The 25,565-nt window shown below is 43.8% G+C and carries 15 protein-coding genes, 11 tRNA genes and 6 rRNA genes; all 32 read right to left on the minus strand.

The features are described from left to right. Position 1: 1 nt before the first annotated feature. Entirely contained in the window at positions 2 to 1,075 is a 1,074-nt protein-coding gene (locus tag BK574_RS17655) for a protein-arginine kinase McsB (protein WP_078429465.1), read from the minus strand. A 3-nt stretch (positions 1,076 to 1,078) separates the two neighbouring features. Beyond that, positions 1,079 to 1,615 (minus strand): protein-arginine kinase activator protein McsA, encoded by a 537-nt coding sequence (locus tag BK574_RS17660; protein WP_075388622.1) that lies wholly within the window; start codon positions 1,613 to 1,615, stop codon positions 1,079 to 1,081. 58 nt (positions 1,616 to 1,673) lie between these two features. Then, positions 1,674 to 2,141 (minus strand): CtsR family transcriptional regulator, encoded by a 468-nt coding sequence (locus BK574_RS17665; RefSeq protein WP_078429466.1) that lies wholly within the window; start codon positions 2,139 to 2,141, stop codon positions 1,674 to 1,676. Positions 2,142 to 2,625: 484 nt separating this feature from the next. Further along, positions 2,626 to 2,741, minus strand: a 5S ribosomal RNA gene (gene rrf / locus BK574_RS17670). 414 nt (positions 2,742 to 3,155) lie between these two features. Next, positions 3,156 to 6,087, minus strand: a 23S ribosomal RNA gene (locus BK574_RS17675). 496 nt (positions 6,088 to 6,583) lie between these two features. Continuing rightward, positions 6,584 to 8,136: ribosomal RNA gene (locus tag BK574_RS17680) — 16S ribosomal RNA — on the minus strand. Positions 8,137 to 8,320: 184 nt separating this feature from the next. Continuing rightward, a tRNA-Ala gene (locus BK574_RS17685) sits at positions 8,321 to 8,396 on the minus strand. 6 nt (positions 8,397 to 8,402) lie between these two features. Further along, a tRNA-Pro gene (locus tag BK574_RS17690) sits at positions 8,403 to 8,479 on the minus strand. A gap of 8 nt (positions 8,480 to 8,487) precedes the next feature. Then, a tRNA-Arg gene (locus BK574_RS17695) sits at positions 8,488 to 8,564 on the minus strand. A gap of 3 nt (positions 8,565 to 8,567) precedes the next feature. Further along, positions 8,568 to 8,656: transfer RNA gene (locus BK574_RS17700), tRNA-Leu, on the minus strand. Between the two features lie 17 nt (positions 8,657 to 8,673). Next, a tRNA-Gly gene (locus tag BK574_RS17705) sits at positions 8,674 to 8,748 on the minus strand. A gap of 8 nt (positions 8,749 to 8,756) precedes the next feature. Then, positions 8,757 to 8,840, minus strand: a tRNA-Leu gene (locus tag BK574_RS17710). 17 nt (positions 8,841 to 8,857) lie between these two features. Beyond that, positions 8,858 to 8,933 (minus strand) — tRNA-Lys (locus BK574_RS17715). A 28-nt stretch (positions 8,934 to 8,961) separates the two neighbouring features. Beyond that, positions 8,962 to 9,037: transfer RNA gene (locus BK574_RS17720), tRNA-Thr, on the minus strand. Between the two features lie 4 nt (positions 9,038 to 9,041). Next, a tRNA-Val gene (locus BK574_RS17725) sits at positions 9,042 to 9,117 on the minus strand. Between the two features lie 9 nt (positions 9,118 to 9,126). Further along, positions 9,127 to 9,242, minus strand: a 5S ribosomal RNA gene (gene rrf, locus BK574_RS17730). Between the two features lie 284 nt (positions 9,243 to 9,526). Then, a 23S ribosomal RNA gene (locus BK574_RS17735) occupies positions 9,527 to 12,458 on the minus strand. A 353-nt stretch (positions 12,459 to 12,811) separates the two neighbouring features. Then, positions 12,812 to 12,887 (minus strand) — tRNA-Ala (locus BK574_RS17740). A 32-nt stretch (positions 12,888 to 12,919) separates the two neighbouring features. Then, positions 12,920 to 12,996 (minus strand) — tRNA-Ile (locus BK574_RS17745). A 118-nt stretch (positions 12,997 to 13,114) separates the two neighbouring features. Next, positions 13,115 to 14,667: ribosomal RNA gene (locus BK574_RS17750) — 16S ribosomal RNA — on the minus strand. Together the 16S, 23S and 5S rRNA genes with 11 tRNA genes alongside form the textbook arrangement of a ribosomal RNA operon. A gap of 444 nt (positions 14,668 to 15,111) precedes the next feature. Continuing rightward, positions 15,112 to 16,614: a lysine--tRNA ligase gene (gene lysS / locus BK574_RS17755; RefSeq protein WP_078429467.1), complete on the minus strand. Its 1,503-nt coding sequence runs from the start codon at positions 16,612 to 16,614 to the stop codon at positions 15,112 to 15,114. Between the two features lie 180 nt (positions 16,615 to 16,794). Further along, positions 16,795 to 17,796, minus strand: coding sequence for a tRNA dihydrouridine synthase DusB (gene dusB / locus BK574_RS17760; RefSeq protein ID WP_078429468.1), 1,002 nt, complete (start codon positions 17,794 to 17,796; stop codon positions 16,795 to 16,797). A gap of 24 nt (positions 17,797 to 17,820) precedes the next feature. After that, a complete protein-coding gene (locus BK574_RS17765; protein WP_075388443.1) occupies positions 17,821 to 18,027 on the minus strand; it encodes a helix-turn-helix domain-containing protein in 207 nt (68 codons plus the stop codon). Next, positions 17,979 to 18,506 carry a 2-amino-4-hydroxy-6-hydroxymethyldihydropteridine diphosphokinase gene (folK, locus tag BK574_RS17770; RefSeq protein WP_078429469.1) on the minus strand — a complete coding sequence of 176 codons (528 nt, stop codon included), beginning with the start codon at positions 18,504 to 18,506 and terminating at the stop codon, positions 17,979 to 17,981. Before folK ends, BK574_RS17765 begins: the two co-directional genes overlap by 49 nt. Continuing rightward, the gene (folB, locus tag BK574_RS17775) at positions 18,499 to 18,870 is read right to left on the minus strand and encodes a dihydroneopterin aldolase (RefSeq protein WP_075388445.1); all 372 of its coding nucleotides are present in this window, start codon (positions 18,868 to 18,870) and stop codon (positions 18,499 to 18,501) included. The genes folK and folB overlap by 8 nt, the downstream gene beginning before the upstream one ends. 1 nt (position 18,871) lies before the next feature. Then, positions 18,872 to 19,699, minus strand: a complete 828-nt coding sequence (gene folP / locus BK574_RS17780) for a dihydropteroate synthase (RefSeq protein ID WP_075388446.1) — start codon at positions 19,697 to 19,699, stop codon at positions 18,872 to 18,874. A 1-nt stretch (position 19,700) separates the two neighbouring features. Further along, complete coding sequence (pabC, locus tag BK574_RS17785; RefSeq protein ID WP_078429470.1) at positions 19,701 to 20,573, minus strand: aminodeoxychorismate lyase; 873 nt, start codon at positions 20,571 to 20,573, stop codon at positions 19,701 to 19,703. Further along, positions 20,558 to 21,154: an aminodeoxychorismate/anthranilate synthase component II gene (gene pabA / locus BK574_RS17790; protein WP_078429471.1), complete on the minus strand. Its 597-nt coding sequence runs from the start codon at positions 21,152 to 21,154 to the stop codon at positions 20,558 to 20,560. Before pabA ends, pabC begins: the two co-directional genes overlap by 16 nt. Positions 21,155 to 21,172: 18 nt before the next feature. Continuing rightward, a complete protein-coding gene (gene pabB, locus BK574_RS17795) occupies positions 21,173 to 22,612 on the minus strand; it encodes an aminodeoxychorismate synthase, component I (RefSeq protein WP_078429472.1) in 1,440 nt (479 codons plus the stop codon). 192 nt (positions 22,613 to 22,804) lie between these two features. Then, positions 22,805 to 23,728 (minus strand): cysteine synthase A, encoded by a 924-nt coding sequence (gene cysK, locus BK574_RS17800; protein WP_075388449.1) that lies wholly within the window; start codon positions 23,726 to 23,728, stop codon positions 22,805 to 22,807. A 105-nt stretch (positions 23,729 to 23,833) separates the two neighbouring features. Continuing rightward, a complete protein-coding gene (hslO, locus tag BK574_RS17805; RefSeq protein WP_078429473.1) occupies positions 23,834 to 24,721 on the minus strand; it encodes an Hsp33 family molecular chaperone HslO in 888 nt (295 codons plus the stop codon). Next, positions 24,714 to 25,499, minus strand: coding sequence for a type III pantothenate kinase (locus tag BK574_RS17810; protein ID WP_078429474.1), 786 nt, complete (start codon positions 25,497 to 25,499; stop codon positions 24,714 to 24,716). Before BK574_RS17810 ends, hslO begins: the two co-directional genes overlap by 8 nt. Positions 25,500 to 25,565: the final 66 nt, after the last annotated feature.

Raw genomic sequence — 25,565 nt, forward strand, 5'->3', positions numbered from 1 at the left:
ATTATTTCTGTACGTCTTCAAGTTTAAGACGTTCTCTAATTAATGCTGCTCTTCGCTCATCCCTCTGATTTGGAGAAAGCGTTTCCCCGGCGAACTGCTGTAAAAATCCTGGTTGCGTTAAGATCATAAGTTCATTAAGGATATTGCCTGATATACCGTTAATTAAACCTAAGTAAATCCCTAATCTTACATCGGATAGTCGTTGTGCCGCTTCCTTTGTTTCCATAATTCTACTATTCGATAGAATTCCAAAGGAACGAAACACGCGATCTTCTAATTGGATTTTAGACGATTGTAAGAGCATCTCTCTCGCTGCTCGTTCTTGTTGAATCAATTGAATAACCACAGCACGTAAGTCTTCGACAATATCTTGTTCTGATTTTCCAAGTGTCATTTGATTGGAAACCTGAAACAAGTTACCTAGCGCTTCACTGCCCTCGCCATAAATTCCTCGAACGACTAGTCCTAATTGATTGATCGCTGGTAATATTTTAGTCAATTGCTGTGTCATGACTAATGCAGGTAAGTGCATCATTACTGAAGCTCTTAAACCTGTGCCAACATTTGTTGGACAACTAGTTAAGTAACCCCTCTTTTCATCAAAGGCGTAGGTCAGTTTTTCTTCAATCCAATCATCTAATCCACTGGCCAAAACAAGCCCCTCATTTAGTTGAAATCCAGAAAATAAACATTGGATTCGTAAATGATCTTCTTCGTTAATCATAATGCTAACGGATTCATCCTCACTCAAAAGAACTGCACCATGTTTTGATTCTTCTGATAAATGAGGACTAATTAAATGCTTCTCAACTAATACTTTCTTAACATTTGCTTTTAAATCATCCATTGGAAGAAGTTCTAGTGGTCCTATAAAGTTATAAGGGCTTTTTAATAAATTTGTACTAATGTGGTTAACAATTAAATTTGCTTCCTCCATAGTAGCTAAAATTGGGAACGTAAAATCTTTTAGGTTTCTAGCTAATCTTATTCGACTACTTAACACAATATCCGAATCTGGACCATCTTTTTTCATCCAAGGACTAATAGCTTCACTAATAAAACGTTCAAGTGACATTTATTACTCCTCCCCTTGGTTGAACACAGATTTTTCCAAAGTACGAATTTGGTCTCTTACAATAGCTGCTTCTTCAAATTCTTCTTTAGTAATGTGGCGTTGTAAAGCCTCTTTCAAGGAGTTAATTTTCCTCCGAACTTCAATCGTACCACCAATTCTTTTCGGGATTTTTCCTGAATGAGTATGATTACCACTATGGACTTTCTTTAAAATGGGATCTAATTTATCACTAAATGTCTCATAACATGTTGCACAACCAAATCGGCCTGTACGGACAAACTGTTCATAGGACATTTTACATTTGTCACAGGTCAGAGACTGTTTTGATGAGGCTCCTGATGTATGCCCTTTTGAAATCGGTTGTTCAAAGTTTAATAAACCTGATAATAGTTGGTGAATAGAAAAGCTATTTGACCCAGGAAAATACTCACCTTTTTCTTTCGCACAATGTTCACATATATGAAATTCTGTTTTTTCACCGTTAATTATTTTAGTGAAGTGTAAAGTGGCAGGACGTTGATTGCATTCCTGACAAATCATTTGACCACCTCTCCCTTTAAAACATTAAGTATGGACGTGTTGTGAAAGAAAAAACTAGTTAATCTCGATATTTTAAAGTTTGGAGCATTGATTTAAGAACATTTGCTCGAATATAATCACGCAGTACGGGGTTCGTTGTATTAAATAATGAATGATCAACTACACTATACATTAAATTCGCTTCCCGTTTAGATACTGCCCCTTCTTCGTATAGTCTCGAGATTAAGGCTTCGGCATGGACTTGACTCACCCTATCACCTATAAGTTGCATCATTTGTTCGAAGAGATCTGCTTGGTTATGCGCTTTGACTTTTATTATTCGAATGTACCCGCCTCCACCGCGTTTACTTTCAACAATATAGCCTTTTTCAATTGTAAAGCGTGTACTGATCACATAATTGATTTGTGATGGAACACATTGAAAGCGTTTGGCTAACTCACTTCGTTTAATTTCTATTAGCTCTCCATCACTATTCGTTAGAATATTTTTTAAATACTGCTCAATAATATCTGAGGTATTCCTCATCATGCCCCCCTCCTTGACTTTGACTATCTTTGACTATCTTTATTATAAAAAAAATAACTGAGAGTTGCAAACACATACACCTAATATTATTGCCCATTTTTTTCATTTCATTCGATTTATGTATGTAAGAATACTTTCGAGGCGAACCCTTAAAAATCCTCTTTTAAAGTAGACAAAAATACATCGCCCTTTGTTGGTTCTCCCTCTATGGAAGTTGATATTTTGTTGAATTTCGTTTGGTCTTATCAATAAGTTTTACTTTTTGTCACAACTCGGTAAAATTTTTTTCTCAATTCCATCTTTTCTGTCACAATTTTTTGACTGCCTAAACTGATTGAATATCATTTAATTACTGTACACTTCGTTGTTTTCTACTTTCCTTCGTAACTCGGCGTCTCTTTGAGCTAAAAGCTCTTCATCTCCTGTAGCTTATTCATGTTTTTTCACAAAAAAAAGGCACAACCCACATGGGATTGTGCCTGGTGTCTAGCGACGTCCTACTCTCACAGGGGGAAGCCCCCAACTACCATCGGCGCTGAAGAGCTTAACTTCCGTGTTCGGCATGGGAACGGGTGTGACCTCTTCGCTATCGCCACTAGACTTATAAAATTGTGATAAGCTTCGCATTTCTTCGTTGGCTGCGCTCCCTGCGTTGCTCATGTACCCTTCAAACGTACATTCCGCTACTCGTGAACTTGCTGCCTCGAACTACTCGCTTCTAACAATTTCCTATTAGGATTTTTGATAAGCTGCGAATTTCTTCGTCAGTTTCAATTCTTGCGGTGTTCCGACGTACAGGATGTACTAGTGCCGACGTTGTCACAGGACGTGACGAACTTAGTCGGTTACCTTTCCGATACGCTCCACTCCTCAGAATTTCACTTCCTCGAACTTCTTGCTTCTGAAAATCCTTTTTTAAGTTGTGATAAGCTTCGAAGTTCTTCGATGCTTATGATTGAGAGTCATTCTCTCAAAACTGGATAATGTACTAGAAGAATATCAACGCTTTATGTTTTGGATAAGCCCTCGACCGATTAGTATCTCTCAGCTCCACGTGTCACCACGCTTCCACCCGAGACCTATCAACCTCATCATCTCTAAGGGGTCTTACTTACTTAACGTAATGGGAAATCTCATCTTGAGGGGGGCTTCACGCTTAGATGCTTTCAGCGCTTATCCCGTCCACACGTAGCTACCCAGCTATGCTCCTGGCGGAACAACTGGTACACCAGCGGTGTGTCCATCCCGGTCCTCTCGTACTAAGGACAGCTCCTCTCAAATTTCCTACGCCCACGACGGATAGGGACCGAACTGTCTCACGACGTTCTGAACCCAGCTCGCGTACCGCTTTAATGGGCGAACAGCCCAACCCTTGGGACCTACTTCAGCCCCAGGATGCGATGAGCCGACATCGAGGTGCCAAACCTCCCCGTCGATGTGGACTCTTGGGGGAGATAAGCCTGTTATCCCCAGGGTAGCTTTTATCCGTTGAGCGATGGCCCTTCCATGCGGAACCACCGGATCACTAAGCCCGACTTTCGTCCCTGCTCGACTTGTAGGTCTCGCAGTCAAGCTCCCTTATGCCTTTGCACTCTACGAATGATTTCCAACCATTCTGAGGGAACCTTTGGGCGCCTCCGTTACTGTTTAGGAGGCGACCGCCCCAGTCAAACTGCCCACCTGACACTGTCCCTGAACCGGATCACGGTTCGAGGTTAGAACTTCAATACAGCCAGGGTAGTATCCCACCGACGCCTCCACGTAAGCTGGCGCTCACGCTTCCAAGGCTCCTACCTATCCTGTACAAGCTGTACCAAAATCCAATATCAAGCTACAGTAAAGCTCCATGGGGTCTTTCCGTCCTGTCGCGGGTAACCTGCATCTTCACAGGTAATATAATTTCACCGGGTCTCTCGTTGAGACAGTGTCCAAGTCGTTACACCATTCGTGCGGGTCGGAACTTACCCGACAAGGAATTTCGCTACCTTAGGACCGTTATAGTTACGGCCGCCGTTTACTGGGGCTTCGGTTCACAGCTTCGGCTTGCGCCTAACCACTCCCCTTAACCTTCCAGCACCGGGCAGGTGTCAGCCCCTATACTTCGCCTTGCGGCTTCGCAGAGACCTGTGTTTTTGCTAAACAGTCGCTTGGACCTATTCACTGCGGCTCTCTCGGGCATACACCCTAACAGAGCACCCCTTCTCCCGAAGTTACGGGGTCATTTTGCCGAGTTCCTTAACGAGAGTTCTCCCGAGCGTCTTAGAATTCTCTTCCCGCCTACCTGTGTCGGTTTGCGGTACGGGCACCTCTCACCTCGCTAGAGGCTTTTCTTGGCAGTGTAGGATCAGGAACTTCGGTACTTAATTTCCCTCGCTATCACAGCTCAGCCTTTATGGTAAGCGGATTTGCCTACTTACCAGCCTAACTGCTTAGACGCGCATCCATCAGCGCGCTTACCCTACCTTACTGCGTCCCCCCATTGCTCAAACGGTGAGGAGGTGGTACAGGAATTTCAACCTGTTGTCCATCGCCTACGCCTTTCGGCCTCGGCTTAGGTCCCGACTTACCCTGAGCGGACGAGCCTTCCTCAGGAAACCTTAGGCTTTCGACGGAGGGGATTCTCACCCCTCTTTTCGCTACTCATACCGGCATTCTCACTTCTAAGCGCTCCACCAGTCCTTCCGGTCTGACTTCGCTGCACTTAGAACGCTCCCCTACCCCTGTCCGTAAGGACAAGCCGTAGCTTCGGTGATACGTTTAGCCCCGGTACATTTTCGGCGCAGAGTCACTCGACCAGTGAGCTATTACGCACTCTTTAAATGGTGGCTGCTTCTAAGCCAACATCCTGGTTGTCTGGGCAACTCCACATCCTTTACCACTTAACGTATACTTGGGGACCTTAGCTGACGGTCTGGGCTGTTTCCCTCTTGACTACGGATCTTAGCACTCGCAGTCTGACTCCCGAGGATAAGTATTTGGCATTCGGAGTTTGACTGAGTTCGGTAATCCTGTGGGGACCCCTAGCCCAATCAGTGCTCTACCTCCAATACTCTTCCCTCGAGGCTAGCCCTAAAGCTATTTCGGGGAGAACCAGCTATTTCCGAGTTCGATTGGCATTTCACCCCTACCCACACCTCATCCCCGCATTTTTCAACATGCGTGGGTTCGGGCCTCCATTCAGTGTTACCTGAACTTCACCCTGGACATGGGTAGATCACACGGTTTCGGGTCTACGACCACGTACTTATTCGCCCTATTCAGACTCGCTTTCGCTGCGGCTCCGCCTTATCAGCTTAACCTTGCACGGGATCGTAACTCGCCGGTTCATTCTACAAAAGGCACGCCATCACCCGTAAATGGGCTCTGACTACTTGTAGGCACACGGTTTCAGGATCTCTTTCACTCCCCTTCCGGGGTGCTTTTCACCTTTCCCTCACGGTACTGGTTCACTATCGGTCACTAGGGAGTATTTAGCCTTGGGAGATGGTCCTCCCTGCTTCCGACGGGGTTTCACGTGTCCCGCCGTACTCAGGATCCGTCTCGGAGAGACGATCATTTTGGCTACAGGGTTGTTACCTTCTCTGACGGGCCTTTCCAGACCGCTTCGCCTATGATCGTCTTTTCTTACTCCATGTGAGACGTCCTACAACCCCAAGAGGCAAGCCTCTTGGTTTGGGCTAATTCCGTTTCGCTCGCCGCTACTCAGGAAATCGCATTTGCTTTCTCTTCCTCTGGGTACTTAGATGTTTCAGTTCCCCAGGTCTGCCTCCTCATACCCTATGTATTCAGGTATGGGTACCATCCCATTACGGATGGTGGGTTCCCCCATTCGGATATCCCCGGATCAAAGCTTACTTACAGCTCCCCGAGGCATTTCGCTGTTCGTCGCGTCCTTCTTCGGCTCCTAGTGCCAAGGCATTCACCGTGCGCCCTTTCTAGCTTAACCTACGTTTTAAAATAAGCTACGAATTTCTTCGTCAGTTTTGTCCTTCCGGTACTCACGTATGTTAGATACGATCCGTTACTCAGGACTTCACTTCCTCGAACTTCTTGCTTCTTTTAAAACTTATAAAGTTTATCAAAAAACTTAAATAACTATAAAGGTTGTTGAATTCTTGACGACTCAAGTTACTCTTGGTTACACAATGTGCAACCCAGTGAAATCTTGATGTCATTTCTAGTCATTATCCAGTTTTCAAAGAACCACTGACGAATGATAAGCGGCGGATTACTTCGTTGGCTGCACTCTCTGCGTTGCTCATGTACACTTTAAACGTACATTCCGCTACTCGTGAGCTTGCCGCCTCGTACTCCTTGCTTCTAATTCGTCACTTAAATTAGAAATATATCAATTGAAAGAAGTAAATTCTCTCAAAACTGAACAAAAAAGACCAAAGCGTACATACTCGAAGTATGCATCGACTAGAGTAAATACTCCATAGAAAGGAGGTGATCCAGCCGCACCTTCCGATACGGCTACCTTGTTACGACTTCACCCCAATCATCTGTCCCACCTTAGGCGGCTGGCTCCAAAAGGTTACCCCACCGACTTCGGGTGTTACAAACTCTCGTGGTGTGACGGGCGGTGTGTACAAGGCCCGGGAACGTATTCACCGCGGCATGCTGATCCGCGATTACTAGCGATTCCGGCTTCATGTAGGCGAGTTGCAGCCTACAATCCGAACTGAGAATGGTTTTATGGGATTGGCTCGACCTCGCGGTTTCGCTGCCCTTTGTACCATCCATTGTAGCACGTGTGTAGCCCAGGTCATAAGGGGCATGATGATTTGACGTCATCCCCACCTTCCTCCGGTTTGTCACCGGCAGTCACCTTAGAGTGCCCAACTAAATGCTGGCAACTAAGATCAAGGGTTGCGCTCGTTGCGGGACTTAACCCAACATCTCACGACACGAGCTGACGACAACCATGCACCACCTGTCACCTTGTCCCCCGAAGGGGAACGCTCTATCTCTAGAGGTGTCAAGGGATGTCAAGACCTGGTAAGGTTCTTCGCGTTGCTTCGAATTAAACCACATGCTCCACCGCTTGTGCGGGCCCCCGTCAATTCCTTTGAGTTTCAGCCTTGCGGCCGTACTCCCCAGGCGGAGTGCTTAATGTGTTAACTTCGGCACTAAGGGCATCGAAACCCCTAACACCTAGCACTCATCGTTTACGGCGTGGACTACCAGGGTATCTAATCCTGTTTGCTCCCCACGCTTTCGCGCCTCAGCGTCAGTTACAGACCAGAGAGTCGCCTTCGCCACTGGTGTTCCTCCACATCTCTACGCATTTCACCGCTACACGTGGAATTCCACTCTCCTCTTCTGTACTCAAGTCTTCCAGTTTCCAATGACCCTCCACGGTTGAGCCGTGGGCTTTCACATCAGACTTAAAAGACCGCCTGCGCGCGCTTTACGCCCAATAATTCCGGACAACGCTTGCCACCTACGTATTACCGCGGCTGCTGGCACGTAGTTAGCCGTGGCTTTCTGGTTAGGTACCGTCAAGGTACCGCCCTATTCGAACGGTACTTGTTCTTCCCTAACAACAGAGCTTTACGACCCGAAGGCCTTCATCACTCACGCGGCGTTGCTCCGTCAGACTTTCGTCCATTGCGGAAGATTCCCTACTGCTGCCTCCCGTAGGAGTCTGGGCCGTGTCTCAGTCCCAGTGTGGCCGATCACCCTCTCAGGTCGGCTACGCATCGTCGCCTTGGTGAGCCATTACCTGACCAACTAGCTAATGCGCCGCGGGCCCATCCCGTAGTGTTAGGTAAACCCAACTTTTACAATAACACCATGTGGTGTCATTGATTATCCGGTATTAGCTCCGGTTTCCCGAAGTTATCCCAGTCTACAGGGCAGGTTGCCCACGTGTTACTCACCCGTCCGCCGCTAACCTTTCAAGAGCAAGCTCTTGAAAGGTCCGCTCGACTTGCATGTATTAGGCACGCCGCCAGCGTTCGTCCTGAGCCAGGATCAAACTCTCCAATAAAGTGTTTGATTAAGCTCATTGTCACAAACGTGACGTTTTTAAAACATTGACGAGATATCATGTATCTCTTTATTTCGCTTGGCTTTTTGTTCAGTTTTCAAAGAACTTTTTCATGTCTCAAAAGCGACTTCTCTATAATAACAAACAATATAAGATGTGTCAATAATTAATTTAAAAAAATATTTGGTGGAGCCTAGCGGGATCGAACCGCTGACCTCCTGCGTGCAAGGCAGGCGCTCTCCCAGCTGAGCTAAGGCCCCGATAAATGGTCGGGAAGACAGGATTTGAACCTGCGACCCCCTGGTCCCAAACCAGGTGCTCTACCAAGCTGAGCCACTTCCCGTATTAAATTGGCGCGCCCTGAGAGATTCGAACTCCCGACCTTTTGATTCGTAGTCAAACACTCTATCCAGCTGAGCTAAGGGCGCATATGGTGCCGAGGGCCGGACTTGAACCGGCACGGTAGTCACCTACCGCAGGATTTTAAGTCCTGTGTGTCTGCCAATTCCACCACCCCGGCAAAGCAGACTATTTTTTTGGAGCGGAAGACGGGACTCGAACCCGCGACCCTCACCTTGGCAAGGTGATGTTCTACCACTGAACTACTTCCGCAAATAAAATGGTGCGGGTGAAGGGACTCGAACCCCCACGTCAAAGACACTAGATCCTAAGTCTAGCGCGTCTGCCAATTCCGCCACACCCGCATTATAACATTGTAAAATGGTGAGCCATGAAGGACTCGAACCTTCGACCCTCTGATTAAAAGTCAGATGCTCTACCAACTGAGCTAATGGCTCGAAATAATAAACTTATATATGTCCAAAATGGTGCCGGCGAGAGGACTTGAACCCCCAACCTACTGATTACAAGTCAGTTGCTCTACCAATTGAGCTACACCGGCATAATGGTGGAGGATGACGGGCTCGAACCGCCGACCCCCTGCTTGTAAGGCAGGTGCTCTCCCAGCTGAGCTAATCCTCCAATATTGCCGCCTAGCGACGTCCTACTCTCACAGGGGGAAGCCCCCAACTACCATCGGCGCTGAAGAGCTTAACTTCCGTGTTCGGCATGGGAACGGGTGTGACCTCTTCGCTATCGCCACTAGACTTATAAAATTGTGATAAGCTGCGAATTTCTTCGTCAGTTTCAATTCTTGCGGTGCTCCGACGTACAGGATGTACTAGTGCCGACGTTGTCACAGGACGTGACGAACTTAGTCGGTTACCTTTCCGATACGCTCCACTCCTCAGAATTTCACTTCCTCGAACTTCTTGCTTCTGAAAATCCTTTTTTAAGTTGTGATAAGCTTCGAAGTGATTCGATGCTTATGATTGAGAGTCATTCTCTCAAAACTGGATAATGTACTAGAAGAATATCAACGCTTTATGTTTTGGATAAGCCCTCGACCGATTAGTATCTCTCAGCTCCACGTGTCACCACGCTTCCACCCGAGACCTATCAACCTCATCATCTCTAAGGGGTCTTACTTACTTAACGTAATGGGAAATCTCATCTTGAGGGGGGCTTCACGCTTAGATGCTTTCAGCGCTTATCCCGTCCACACGTAGCTACCCAGCTATGCTCCTGGCGGAACAACTGGTACACCAGCGGTGTGTCCATCCCGGTCCTCTCGTACTAAGGACAGCTCCTCTCAAATTTCCTACGCCCACGACGGATAGGGACCGAACTGTCTCACGACGTTCTGAACCCAGCTCGCGTACCGCTTTAATGGGCGAACAGCCCAACCCTTGGGACCTACTTCAGCCCCAGGATGCGATGAGCCGACATCGAGGTGCCAAACCTCCCCGTCGATGTGGACTCTTGGGGGAGATAAGCCTGTTATCCCCAGGGTAGCTTTTATCCGTTGAGCGATGGCCCTTCCATGCGGAACCACCGGATCACTAAGCCCGACTTTCGTCCCTGCTCGACTTGTAGGTCTCGCAGTCAAGCTCCCTTATGCCTTTGCACTCTACGAATGATTTCCAACCATTCTGAGGGAACCTTTGGGCGCCTCCGTTACTGTTTAGGAGGCGACCGCCCCAGTCAAACTGCCCACCTGACACTGTCCCTGAACCGGATCACGGTTCGAGGTTAGAACTTCAATACAGCCAGGGTAGTATCCCACCGACGCCTCCACGTAAGCTGGCGCTCACGCTTCCAAGGCTCCTACCTATCCTGTACAAGCTGTACCAAAATCCAATATCAAGCTACAGTAAAGCTCCATGGGGTCTTTCCGTCCTGTCGCGGGTAACCTGCATCTTCACAGGTAATATAATTTCACCGGGTCTCTCGTTGAGACAGTGTCCAAGTCGTTACACCATTCGTGCGGGTCGGAACTTACCCGACAAGGAATTTCGCTACCTTAGGACCGTTATAGTTACGGCCGCCGTTTACTGGGGCTTCGGTTCACAGCTTCGGCTTGCGCCTAACCACTCCCCTTAACCTTCCAGCACCGGGCAGGTGTCAGCCCCTATACTTCGCCTTGCGGCTTCGCAGAGACCTGTGTTTTTGCTAAACAGTCGCTTGGACCTATTCACTGCGGCTCTCTCGGGCATACACCCTAACAGAGCACCCCTTCTCCCGAAGTTACGGGGTCATTTTGCCGAGTTCCTTAACGAGAGTTCTCCCGAGCGTCTTAGAATTCTCTTCCCGCCTACCTGTGTCGGTTTGCGGTACGGGCACCTCTCACCTCGCTAGAGGCTTTTCTTGGCAGTGTAGGATCAGGAACTTCGGTACTTAATTTCCCTCGCTATCACAGCTCAGCCTTTATGGTAAGCGGATTTGCCTACTTACCAGCCTAACTGCTTAGACGCGCATCCATCAGCGCGCTTACCCTACCTTACTGCGTCCCCCCATTGCTCAAACGGTGAGGAGGTGGTACAGGAATTTCAACCTGTTGTCCATCGCCTACGCCTTTCGGCCTCGGCTTAGGTCCCGACTTACCCTGAGCGGACGAGCCTTCCTCAGGAAACCTTAGGCTTTCGACGGAGGGGATTCTCACCCCTCTTTTCGCTACTCATACCGGCATTCTCACTTCTAAGCGCTCCACCAGTCCTTCCGGTCTGACTTCGCTGCACTTAGAACGCTCCCCTACCCCTGTCCGTAAGGACAAGCCGTAGCTTCGGTGATACGTTTAGCCCCGGTACATTTTCGGCGCAGAGTCACTCGACCAGTGAGCTATTACGCACTCTTTAAATGGTGGCTGCTTCTAAGCCAACATCCTGGTTGTCTGGGCAACTCCACATCCTTTACCACTTAACGTATACTTGGGGACCTTAGCTGACGGTCTGGGCTGTTTCCCTCTTGACTACGGATCTTAGCACTCGCAGTCTGACTCCCGAGGATAAGTATTTGGCATTCGGAGTTTGACTGAGTTCGGTAATCCTGTGGGGACCCCTAGCCCAATCAGTGCTCTACCTCCAATACTCTTCCCTCGAGGCTAGCCCTAAAGCTATTTCGGGGAGAACCAGCTATTTCCGAGTTCGATTGGCATTTCACCCCTACCCACACCTCATCCCCGCATTTTTCAACATGCGTGGGTTCGGGCCTCCATTCAGTGTTACCTGAACTTCACCCTGGACATGGGTAGATCACACGGTTTCGGGTCTACGACCACGTACTTATTCGCCCTATTCAGACTCGCTTTCGCTGCGGCTCCGCCTTATCAGCTTAACCTTGCACGGGATCGTAACTCGCCGGTTCATTCTACAAAAGGCACGCCATCACCCGTAAATGGGCTCTGACTACTTGTAGGCACACGGTTTCAGGATCTCTTTCACTCCCCTTCCGGGGTGCTTTTCACCTTTCCCTCACGGTACTGGTTCACTATCGGTCACTAGGGAGTATTTAGCCTTGGGAGATGGTCCTCCCTGCTTCCGACGGGGTTTCACGTGTCCCGCCGTACTCAGGATCCGTCTCGGAGAGACGATCATTTTGGCTACAGGGTTGTTACCTTCTCTGACGGGTCTTTCCAGACCGCTTCGCCTATGATCGTCTTTTCTTACTCCATGTGAGACGTCCTACAACCCCAAGAGGCAAGCCTCTTGGTTTGGGCTAATTCCGTTTCGCTCGCCGCTACTCAGGAAATCGCATTTGCTTTCTCTTCCTCTGGGTACTTAGATGTTTCAGTTCCCCAGGTCTGCCTCCTCATACCCTATGTATTCAGGTATGGGTACCATCCCATTACGGATGGTGGGTTCCCCCATTCGGATATCCCCGGATCAAAGCTTACTTACAGCTCCCCGAGGCATTTCGCTGTTCGTCGCGTCCTTCTTCGGCTCCTAGTGCCAAGGCATTCACCGTGCGCCCTTTCTAGCTTAACCTACGTTTTAAAATAAGCTACGAATTTCTTCGTCAGTTTTGTCCTTCCGGTACTCACGTATGTTAGATACGATCCGTTACTCAGGACTTCACTTCCTCGAACTTCTTGCTTCTTTTAAAACTTATAAAGTTTATCAAAAAACTTAAATAACTATAAAGGTTGTTGAATTCTTGACGACTCAAGTTACTCTTGGTTACACAATGTGCAACCCAGTGAAATCTTGATGTCATTTCTAGTCATTATCCAGTTTTCAAAGAACCACTAAATCTCCAATAGATAAAAAATTCACTCCTGAAATTAAAAAGCAACTTTTAAATAATACATTGGAGACAGTACAAAATCAAGCGTAATTTTTGGTGGAGCCTAGCGGGATCGAACCGCTGACCTCCTGCGTGCAAGGCAGGCGCTCTCCCAGCTGAGCTAAGGCCCCTTTTTTTAAAAAATAAAGATAATTTAAAGCTATGGTGGGCCTAAGTGGACTCGAACCACCGACCTCACGCTTATCAGGCGTGCGCTCTAACCAGCTGAGCTATAGGCCCTTATTCAACCTGCCATTAAATTTAATTATAGAGAGTTTTGAGTTCTCTCAAAACTGAACAAAAAAGACCAAAGCGTACATACTCGAAGTATGCATCGACTAGAGTAAATACTCCATAGAAAGGAGGTGATCCAGCCGCACCTTCCGATACGGCTACCTTGTTACGACTTCACCCCAATCATCTGTCCCACCTTAGGCGGCTGGCTCCAAAAGGTTACCCCACCGACTTCGGGTGTTACAAACTCTCGTGGTGTGACGGGCGGTGTGTACAAGGCCCGGGAACGTATTCACCGCGGCATGCTGATCCGCGATTACTAGCGATTCCGGCTTCATGTAGGCGAGTTGCAGCCTACAATCCGAACTGAGAATGGTTTTATGGGATTGGCTCGACCTCGCGGTTTCGCTGCCCTTTGTACCATCCATTGTAGCACGTGTGTAGCCCAGGTCATAAGGGGCATGATGATTTGACGTCATCCCCACCTTCCTCCGGTTTGTCACCGGCAGTCACCTTAGAGTGCCCAACTAAATGCTGGCAACTAAGATCAAGGGTTGCGCTCGTTGCGGGACTTAACCCAACATCTCACGACACGAGCTGACGACAACCATGCACCACCTGTCACCTTGTCCCCCGAAGGGGAACGCTCTGTCTCCAGAGGTGTCAAGGGATGTCAAGACCTGGTAAGGTTCTTCGCGTTGCTTCGAATTAAACCACATGCTCCACCGCTTGTGCGGGCCCCCGTCAATTCCTTTGAGTTTCAGCCTTGCGGCCGTACTCCCCAGGCGGAGTGCTTAATGTGTTAACTTCGGCACTAAGGGCATCGAAACCCCTAACACCTAGCACTCATCGTTTACGGCGTGGACTACCAGGGTATCTAATCCTGTTTGCTCCCCACGCTTTCGCGCCTCAGCGTCAGTTACAGACCAGAGAGTCGCCTTCGCCACTGGTGTTCCTCCACATCTCTACGCATTTCACCGCTACACGTGGAATTCCACTCTCCTCTTCTGTACTCAAGTCTTCCAGTTTCCAATGACCCTCCACGGTTGAGCCGTGGGCTTTCACATCAGACTTAAAAGACCGCCTGCGCGCGCTTTACGCCCAATAATTCCGGACAACGCTTGCCACCTACGTATTACCGCGGCTGCTGGCACGTAGTTAGCCGTGGCTTTCTGGTTAGGTACCGTCAAGGTACCGCCCTATTCGAACGGTACTTGTTCTTCCCTAACAACAGAGCTTTACGACCCGAAGGCCTTCATCACTCACGCGGCGTTGCTCCGTCAGACTTTCGTCCATTGCGGAAGATTCCCTACTGCTGCCTCCCGTAGGAGTCTGGGCCGTGTCTCAGTCCCAGTGTGGCCGATCACCCTCTCAGGTCGGCTACGCATCGTCGCCTTGGTGAGCCATTACCTCACCAACTAGCTAATGCGCCGCGGGCCCATCCCGTAGTGTTAGGTAAACCCAACTTTTACAATAACACCATGTGATGTTATTGATTATCCAGTATTAGCTCCGGTTTCCCGAAGTTATCCCAGTCTACAGGGCAGGTTGCCCACGTGTTACTCACCCGTCCGCCGCTAACCTTTCAAGAGCAAGCTCTTGAAAGGTCCGCTCGACTTGCATGTATTAGGCACGCCGCCAGCGTTCGTCCTGAGCCAGGATCAAACTCTCCAATAAAGTGTTTGATTAAGCTCATCGTCACAAACGTGACGTTTTTAAAACTTTGACGAGATATCATGTATCTCTTTATTTCGCTTGGCTTTTTGTTCAGTTTTCAAAGAACTTGCCTGCTGCTGTGACAGCGACTTTACTAATATAACACGTTCGTAAATTAGAGTCAATATTATTTTTTCATCTTTTTTAAACGTGTTTTTATTTTCATCTAGAAAAGATGGATTGCTATCTATTATACTGATTGTCCCCCAAAAATAAACAGTATTTTTAAGGAAAAAAATACAAACACAATCTTCATTATTACGTTATTAATTTTATACTCACATCTCATTCCATATTAACAACTAAAAAGTGCCTGCTACGCCTATACCAAAATAATAGCTACATCGAATACATTGAGGCTTTTATTGGCTCACCGAAGGCGCGCAGACACTAAATTAATCTATTTTATTCATCATGCGTTTCACGGTGGCGCATTTGTGGGAATAATAATACATCTCGAATAGAAGGTGAATTTGTTAATAACATCACTAGACGATCGATACCAATTCCTAAACCACCAGTTGGAGGCATACCATATTCTAGTGCTTCTACAAAATCTTCGTCCATCATATGTGCTTCGTCATCACCTTGTTCTCTTTCTTTTAACTGGTCTTCAAATCTTTCTCTTTGATCAATTGGATCATTCAGCTCTGTAAATGCATTCGCATGCTCGCGTCCGACAATAAAGAGTTCAAAACGATCCGTAAATCGACCATCTTCAGGATTTTTCTTTGCTAACGGTGAAATTGCCGTTGGGTGTCCAAATATAAAAGTAGGTTGAATAAGTTTCTCTTCTACAAAATGCTCAAAAAATTCATTTACGACATGTCCATATGTCATCGTATCCTTCACAGGAACCTTATGCGCTTTTGCAATAGCTCGTGCTTCTTCATCGCTCATTTCCTTCCAGAAATCCACACCTGCATACTCTTTAATTGCATCAACCATATGAAGTCTTTTCCATTCAGGTTTTAAATCTACTTCATATTCACCATATTGTACCGTCGTACCGCCTAATACTTCTTCAGCTATGTGCGCAATCAAGTTTTCCGTCAGATTCATAATATCTTGATAATCAGCATAGGCCTCATATAACTCAATCATTGTAAATTCTGGATTGTGACGAGTAGATACACCTTCATTACGGAATACTCGTCCAATTTCATATACTTTTTCTAAACCACCGACAATGAGACGCTTCAAATGAAGTTCAATCGCAATTCTCATATAAAGTGTCATATCTAGAGCATTATGATGCGTCACAAACGGGCGTGCTGATGCCCCCCCAGCTATTGAATGCATCATAGGCGTTTCCACTTCCAAGTATCCCCTACTATCTAAATAACGTCTCATTGATTGCAAAATTTTACTTCTTAATACAAACGTATCACGAACCTCAGGGTTAACAATTAAGTCGACGTACCGTTGACGATAACGTTGCTCAATATCTTTTAACCCATGGAATTTGTCTGGTAATGGACGCAATGCCTTCGTAAGTAATTGGAAGTCTGTGACTTTAACCGATAGCTCTCCCACTTTTGTTTTAAAGGCTACACCTGACACACCCACCATATCCCCGATGTCAATCGTATTGAACAACTCATACGCCTCTTCACCTACAGCGTCTTGACGTACATAAATTTGGATTTTCCCTGTTAAATCTTGAATATGAGCAAAACCCGCTTTTCCTTTCCCTCGTTTTGTCATAATTCTTCCTGCAAGGATTACTTCATACTTTTGTTCTTCAAGTTGCTCTTTCGTTATTTCCCCAAATTGCTCTGTCATGTCATTAGCAGAGTGTGTACGTACAAACTTACTTCCAAAAGGATCGACACCTTTATCTACTATTTTTTTTAATTTTTCACGACGAACAGCTAATTGATCATTTAACTCTAATTCTTGTGTCATGTCATCAACTCCTAATTCTTATTTCCGATAAACTTTACGGATGAACATTCTAATTATGTAACTGATTACGTTAGTAAAAGTACGGTTTGGCATATATGTAGAAAAACTGCCAGTAAATACTGGCAGTATGTTATAATCTCAGACGAATTATAGAAAAGTAAGCTGATAAAGTCAACTATCTTAACCTATTTCAACCAACTCGTTTATTCTTGCTTCGACCTCATCTATATAAGCATAGAGGGAGTCGTTTACATCCTCACGAGTTTCAAAATGATTAATTTGATCTCTTACTTTTGAATTCCCACGTATACCTTTTAAATACCATGCGGCATGCTTTCTCATCTCACGAACCGCTACTTTTTCACCCTTTAAGTCTATTAAACGGTCTAAATGAAGCATACAAACATCTATTTTTTCACGAGGAGTTGGATCACCAGGTAGTTCACCCGTTTCTAAATAATGTACCGTTCGATAAAGCATCCACGGGTTTCCTAATGCAGCTCTTCCGATCATTACACCATCAACGCCCGTAGTATCTAACATTCGCTTAGCATCCTCAGGCGTTTTTATATCCCCGTTACCAATTACTGGTATATTCACTGATTCTTTTACTTCTTTAATGATATCCCAATTGGCTACCCCTTCATACATTTGTACACGAGTTCTTCCATGTACAGCGACAGCGCTACCGCCTGCTCGTTCAACTGCGCTGGCATTTTCAATAGCAAAGATATGTTCTTCATCCCAACCGATACGCATTTTCACAGTTACAGGCTTATCAACAGCATCTACTACAGCTGATACCATTTCATAGATTTTATTTGGATCAAGTAGCCACCTTGCACCCGCATCACATTTCGTGATCTTAGGTACTGGACACCCCATGTTAATATCGATAATATCAGCATTCGTGTTTTTATCTACAAATTTAGCAGCTTCAACTAACGTTTCTTTTTCACCACCAAAAATTTGTAAACTCAATGGCTTCTCACGTTCATCTACAAATAGCATACTTAACGACTTTTCATTTTTGTGTAAAATTGCTTTATCACTTACCATCTCGGCACAAACAAGGCCTGCACCGAATTCTTTCGCAATTAAACGGAAGGCTGGATTACATACACCTGCCATTGGAGCTAATACAACTTGGTTTTTCATTTTAATATTTCCTATTTTCAACATCACTTTCACCTCCAACTTTCAGAACTATTTATTTGAAGTCAATTCTTCTTTACTTATTTGTAAAGCTGTTACTATCTTTTCAATTAAATCTTCGGTTGGAACCCTCGTTCCTCTTTCAACTTCACCCAACACAGAAATCGAGATCCCCAAAGTGTGTGCAAACGATTCTTGTGTATAACCTTTCAGCTTCCGAAAAGCCCGTATTCTCCTACCCCATTGTTCATTCTCCATACTATAACACCTTCTTTATCTGTTAACCTTCTATAGATTTCCGAAACTGTTTTCTGCTCATGAGGCAGCTTTAATTTAGGGTTAATCTCCATTAACGGAATAATGACAAAACTTCGCTCACTCATTCTTGGGTGAGGAATAGTCAAATCATTCACCTTAATATTTTCTTGATTATAGAGTAAAATGTCAAGGTCTAATGTTCTTGGACCCCAGCGAATAGGTGTATTTCTTTTTGCCTTACTTTCTATATTTTGGGTTATTTCTAAAAGTTCCTCAGGTTTATATGAAGTGGAGACCTCTACAACCATGTTTAAAAAATTTTGTTGGTCTAAATAACCAACTGGTGCTGTTTCGTAAATAGACGAAACTCTTTTTACTGTAATTTGTTTCTCATTGTCTAATTCTTTCACCCCAAGTAATAGGTGATCTTCCCTTACTCCAATATTTGAACCCAATCCAATATATACAAGATTATTCACCGGTTCTACTCCTTGTAATTTCTACAGCTACAGAATGATAATGGCCATTAATTGGGGGATCAGGTTTTATTACTTTTATCGTACAAGATTGAACATTAGGAAATGTTTTCAATAGAGATGAGCAGATACGTTCAGCAATTGTTTCTACTAACTTAAAGGTTTGATTTTCAACAATATCTTTCGTAATTTCATATACCTCTGCATAATTCACGGTTTGGTTTAAATCATCGTTTTTTCCTGCCTCTTTCAAACTTAATGATAACACCGCATCGACCTTGAAACGTTGACCAAGTTTTGTCTCTTCTGGAAAAACACCATGGTATCCATAGAATTGCATTTGTTCAATAATAATCTTGTCTGTCATCTTACACACCTTTCCCTAACATCGCATCCATCATTTTTACCATTCGACTCATTTCTAAAACATCATGCACTCTTACAATATGACAGCCTTTAGCCACACCAAGGCAAACGGTCGCACCTGTCCCTTCTACTCGTTGATCAACTGGTAGGTCAAGAGTCTTCGCAATAAACGATTTTCGCGAAGTTCCTAATAACACAGGATAACCGAGCGCAACGATTTCATCTAACCTTCTCATCACCTCAAGGTTTTGTTCATATGTTTTTGCAAATCCAACTCCAGGATCTAGGATAATTTGATCATCATTTACCCCTGCCTTATGACAAATATCAATACTTTCTTGTAAATCGTTTTTCATATCTTCAAGTAAGTTTGAATAATTGGTATTGGCTCGATTATGTGTGAGAATAATCGGAACATCGTAGGTTGCAGCTACATCAGCCATCTGTGGATCAGCCTTCGCTCCCCAGATATCGTTTATAATAGACGCTCCTGCTTCAATTGCTTGTTTTGCTACTTCACTTTTGTACGTGTCAATTGAAATGGGCACATTAACTTCTTTAGCAATCGCTGAAATAATGGGAATAACCCTTTTCAATTCCTCATTTTGCTCGACTTTTTCATAACCAGGTCTTGTGGACTCACCACCAATATCAATAATTTTTGCACCTTGACTCACCATTCTTTTCGCATGGTAAACAGCAGCGTCTACCTCATTAAATTGACCACCATCCGAAAATGAATCTGGGGTTACATTTAAAATCCCCATAACCGTCGTTTCATCCAAAAATTCAGTTGCTCTCAACTTAATAGGATTTATCTGTATCGTCATATTAACTGAACTCCTTTTTAGGTAATTCCCTTCGACTGTTAAGCTGCTTTCTAAGTTGCTGATAAAATAAGCGTAACTTGGTAGCTATCGGCATGGCTGGATTATAGTTTGTCTTTTCATCGACATCACGAAGAGAAACAATTTCTTGAATTGAATTGGTAACAAATGCTTCATCTGCTTCAAGCAGTTCACGCTGACTGTAATACCCTTCTTTATATTCAATTCCTATTTGATCCAATAATGTTAAAACAAAATGTCTCGTAACTCCATTTAGTATTCCCGTTTCAATCGCAGGTGTATAAACAATATTATTTTTCACCCAAAAAAGGTTAGAAACAATTCCTTCTGCCAGATGGCCTTCTTTGGTTAGAAATATTCCTTCTACACCTGCATCAGGGCCTATTTCTTTTTTCCCAATAATATTGTTCAAGTAGTGATGTGATTTTAAACGTTTTGTTCCTTCAGGTGAGTTCCGTTTTGTCTCTAAGAGTACACCGCGTTTACTGTATTCCAATATCTCAGGTAATGGTTTCACATACACAATTGTTGAAGGTTGTTCATATGGATCTACTTGAAGTCCTAATGGGCCAACTCCTGCAGAAACATTCCACCTGACGTATGCATTCGTAAGATTATTCTTCTCTAATAACTCCCGTAAAATAGCAATAATTTCTACTTGATTATAATCCCAATGAATCGATAATTGTTTTATACTTTCCCGAAGGCGCTGAAAATGGTCATCCACAAGAAATGGATGACCTTCATAAATACGAAATGTTTCGAATACACCTAATCCATACATAAAACCATGATCAAAAACTGAGATTTTTGCATCGTTAGCTTGTACAATTTCTCCATTTACATAGATGTACATGCAGAAGTACGCCCCCTATAGCAATCAATAAAATTACGCAATAGTTTTTTCCCAGCATCGGTCATAATTGATTCAGGATGAAATTGAACTCCCTCTATAGGAAGAGTCTTATGACGAAGCCCCATAATTTCACCTTCACTAGTTTCTGCTGTTATTTCCAAACATTCAGGAAACGACTCTCGTTCGACGATTAATGAATGATATCGAGTCGCAGTAAAAGGCATTTCAATCCCTTGAAAGATCGTTTTCTCGTCATGATTAATTTTTGAAGTTTTCCCGTGCATTAGCCGCTCAGCACGGACCACTTGACCGCCAAATACTTGTCCAATGGACTGATGCCCTAGACACACGCCAAAGATCGGGATTTTACCAGCAAAGTATTCAATAGCTTTTAAACTAATTCCTGCTTCATTTGGGCTACACGGGCCGGGTGATATCATTAAATAATCAGGGTTAAGCTGTTCTATTTCAGCAATTGTAATTTCATCATTTCTTCTTACAACTAGCTCTTCACCCATCTCACCTAAATATTGCACTAAATTGTACGTAAACGAATCGTAATTATCAATCATTAAAATCATTATTGTTCCTCCTCAGCTCTACTTTACTTTTTCTTTACTTACCTCTTCTTCGCTCAACTCTTTCGCACGCCAAAGTGCTGTTGCTTTCTTTAATGATTCTTTATATTCATGTTGTGGATTAGAGTCAATGACAATCCCAGCCCCTGCCTGAACATAGGCAAGCCCATCCTTTGCAAGTATCGTTCGGATAACGATATTCAACTCCATATCTCCATTATAACCGATCCAACCGATGGAACCAGTGTAAACACCTCTTCTTACAGGCTCAAGTTCTTCGATAATTTCCATCGTTCGAACTTTTGGCGCACCTGTAATCGTTCCACCTGGAAATGTTGCACGAATAACATCATATGCATCCTTCTCTTGTGAAAGTTTTCCTTTTACGTTCGAGACAATATGCATAACATGTGAATATTTTTCAATGACCATTAATTCATCTACTTCAACAGAACCAAATTCACATACTCTACCTAAATCATTTCTCTCTAGGTCAACAAGCATTATATGTTCTGCACGCTCTTTTTCATTTTCTATTAATGTCTTCGCATTTCTTTCATCTTCTTCTTCTGTTTTTCCTCTTGATCGCGTTCCTGCGATTGGTCTTGTACTTACTTCATCACCAGCTTTTTTTACGAGAAGTTCTGGTGAACCGCTTGTGATTTGAAAATCAGGTGTATGAAAATAAGCCATATAAGGAGATGGGTTAACTTCACGCAATTTTTCATAAATATGAAGCGGGTCGGTATTGAGTGGTTTCGCTTGGCGAACAGACAAATTTACTTGGAAGATATCTCCTGCTGCAATATAGTCTTGAATTTCTTCGACCGCCCTTGAAAACTCTTCTTCAGATAGGGAGGCTGTCCATTCATTTTGACTCTTTTCTTTTATACGTTGCCATTCCCAAGCACCTACAGGTTGTAACCACGCCGCTTTATAAGTTTCTAAGCGCTCTAATGCCTTGTTTTGTTCACTCTTTTTATAATGAACAATAACTGTTAGTTGCTCATTCTCGACGTCATACACAAATACATCGTCAAAAACTAAAAAATATAGGTCTTCCATACCTAAGTCATCTTGAGCCAGTGCTGGAAGTTTCTCTATTTGTCTAACAAGATCATAACTAATGTAGCCAACAGCACCTCCTTGAAACGGTGGAGCGTCTGTGCAAAAGCTTCGCTGCTGTTCTTTCATCCACGCTCTCATATTCGTCAGAAGGTCCCCTGTTCGCGTTTCAACTTGCCCATTAGAATGAATGGTTAATGTTTGACCTTTTCCTCTTAATGTGGCAATTGGCTTTAGACCGATAATGTGATACCTTCCAGCTCTCCCACTCTCTAATAACACATGGTAAGGTTCTTCTTTTGAAAGCTGCTTATATTGTTGAAACCAAACGCTTTCTTTTAATGGGATTTTAGCTGTCAACACTTGACGGGTATTTACAGAATTGTCTTGAAGCAATTAACTCACTCTCCTCATTAATGGCGCGTGATGTCCAACCATTTTTCTTACCGTTTATTCTACAACAATTTATAAAAAGCGCAACATTTAAATGGAAAATGTCCCTACAGCAATGGATTTCATCATAGCTTTAGAACTTACACGTAAATAGAAAAAGAGGCTGACAATTTATGAGTCAGCCCCCTGTTTTATTTATTCATCAAATTGGTAAAGTGGAGTTGATAAGTAACGCTCACCGTTACTTGGTATAATCGCTACTACTTTCTTACCTGCACCTAATTTTTCTGCTACTTGGATCGCTGCATAGATTGCTGCACCAGAAGAAATTCCACCTAGGATACCTTCTTCACGTCCTGCACGGCGTGCATATTCAAAAGCTTGATCGTTTGTAACTTTGATCACTTCATCATAAACTTTTGTGTCTAGAATAGATGGTACAAAACCTGCGCCAATTCCTTGAATTTTATGAGGACCTGGTTTTCCACCTGACAAAACAGGAGAGTCAGCAGGCTCTACTGCATAAATTTTTAATTCAGGGAAGTTCTCTTTTAGTAAACCACCTGCACCTGTAATTGTTCCACCTGTTCCAATTCCAGAAATAAAAGCATCAACACTTCCATCTACTTGTTCAAGAAGCTCTTTCCCTGTTGTTTCACGGTGAATTTCTGGATTTGCTTCATTTTCAAATTGTTGAGGCATGAAATAACCGTCTTCTTTCGATAATTCAGTAGCCTTACGAATTGCACCACCCATGCCTTCTGGTCCTGGAGTTAGTACTAATTCAGCACCATAGGCTCTAAGTAAGTTACGACGCTCAATACTCATCGTTTCAGGCATTACTAATTTTGTTTTATATCCTTTAGCTGAAGCTACCATTGCTAATCCAATTCCTGTATTTCCACTTGTCGGTTCAACAATTGTATCTTCAGGCTTAAGACGTCCATCTTTCTCAGCCGCTTCAATCATTGCTAATGCAATACGGTCTTTTACACTGCTTCCAGGGTTAAAGTATTCAAGCTTTAAGTAAATATCCGCAGCCCCTTCAGGTACGATTCGGTTTAACTTTACTAATGGCGTTTGTCCAATTAAATCTGTAATTGAGTTTGCTACACGCATGCTAACTTCCCCTTTCATTAATACCGAGTAAATTCATTGGTTTTATTAAGATTATAGTAGCAAATGATTTCCATTAAGTCAACGGATTTTTTTGATAATTTAACCCTATTGACTTTCACCTGTTTCTATTAGCAATGTTTCTAACTCTTCTTTAGAGAATAAGTACGATTCGTTACAGAAGTTACATCGAGTTTCAGCTTGTCCTTCTTCATCTATCATTGATTGTATTTCTTTTGCACCCAGACTAATAATAGCGTTTTCAAACCTTTTCTTTGAGCATGTGCAGGAAAACTTAACATCCATTCGATCCAATATTTTTAAATTATCTGCACCTAGTAATTCTTGTAATATTTCTTCAGGTGTTTTTCCTGCTTCGATTAACTTCGATATCGGCGGTATTATACTTAATCGCTTCTCGATCATTTCTACGATTTCATCATCAGCTCCTGGCATCATTTGAAGGATAAACCCTCCAGAAGCCAGTATTGAGTGATCAGGGTTTACAAGAACACCGACACCTACCGCCGATGGCAGTTGTTCAGATGTTACGAAGTAATACGTAAAATCCTCACCTAATTCTCCGGAAATAAGCGGAACACTTCCTGTAAAATAATCTCTAAGGCCTAAATCTTTTACAACGGACAATTGACCATTAGTTCCTACCGCTCGTGCTACATCTAGTTTCCCGTGCGCATTTAAATCAAAATGAACATGAGGGTTTTTAACATACCCTCTTGTTTCCCCTTTAGCATTCGTATCGACAATGATATGGCCAATAGGTCCATCTCCTTCGATTTTTACGGTAATTTTATTATCACCTTTTAACATTGCCCCCATCATCGTTGCTGCTGTCATTGCTCTTCCTAACGCAGCTGATGCTGTTGGCCATGTGTCTTGTCTCCTAGCCGCTTCACCGACCATATCCGTCGTTCTCGTAGCGTATGCTCTAACTTTTCCGTCAAAGGCAATTGCCTTTACAAGGTAATCACTCATGCTCTTCTTCCTTCCTTGCATTTTTCAAATAAATCATTTGAAGACCCTTCAATGTTAAAAACGGATCAACTATTTCAATGGTTTTTGATTCTTGTCCAATAAGCGAAGCTAATCCTCCAGTAGCAATAACTCTAGGTTCTACTGACGATTGCTCTTTCATTCTTCTTACAATTTCATCAACTTGACCTACGTATCCATAAAAAATTCCCGCTTGCATTGCATTTACCGTGTTTTTTCCAACAACTGCAGGTGGTTTTGAAATTTCAATACGAGGAAGTTTCGATGCTCTTGTATAAAGAGCTTCAGTTGATATGCCGACTCCTGGTGCAATCGCTCCCCCCATATATTGCTTTTCTTCATTTATATAGCAGAAAGTCGTCGCTGTACCGAAGTCCACAATAATTAAAGGACTCCCATACATATGAATGGCTGAAACCGCATTTACGATTCGATCTGCACCTACTTCTCTTGGATTTTCATATTTAATATTTAACCCTGTTTTAATGCCAGGTCCTATAACGATTGGATCGATATTAAAGTATTTTTTACACATTTTTTCAAGCGCAAACATAATCGGTGGCACAACCGAAGAAATGATGATTCCATCGATCTCCGTTATTGCAACATCTTTGTCATGGAATAAACTTTTAACCATCATTCCAAACTCATCTTCAGTTTTATCCCGACTTGTAGCAATTCTCCAATGATGAATTAGCTGATCCTCATCATACACCCCAAGGACAATATTCGTATTACCAACATCTACAACAAATATCATAATTGCTTCACCACTTTTCACTTTATTTTATGTATGTATACCTTACCTTAATTTTATCACTTTAAA

The organism is Alkalihalobacterium alkalinitrilicum (genome assembly GCF_002019605.1).
Classification (GTDB): domain Bacteria; phylum Bacillota; class Bacilli; order Bacillales; family Bacillaceae_F; genus Alkalihalobacterium; species Alkalihalobacterium alkalinitrilicum.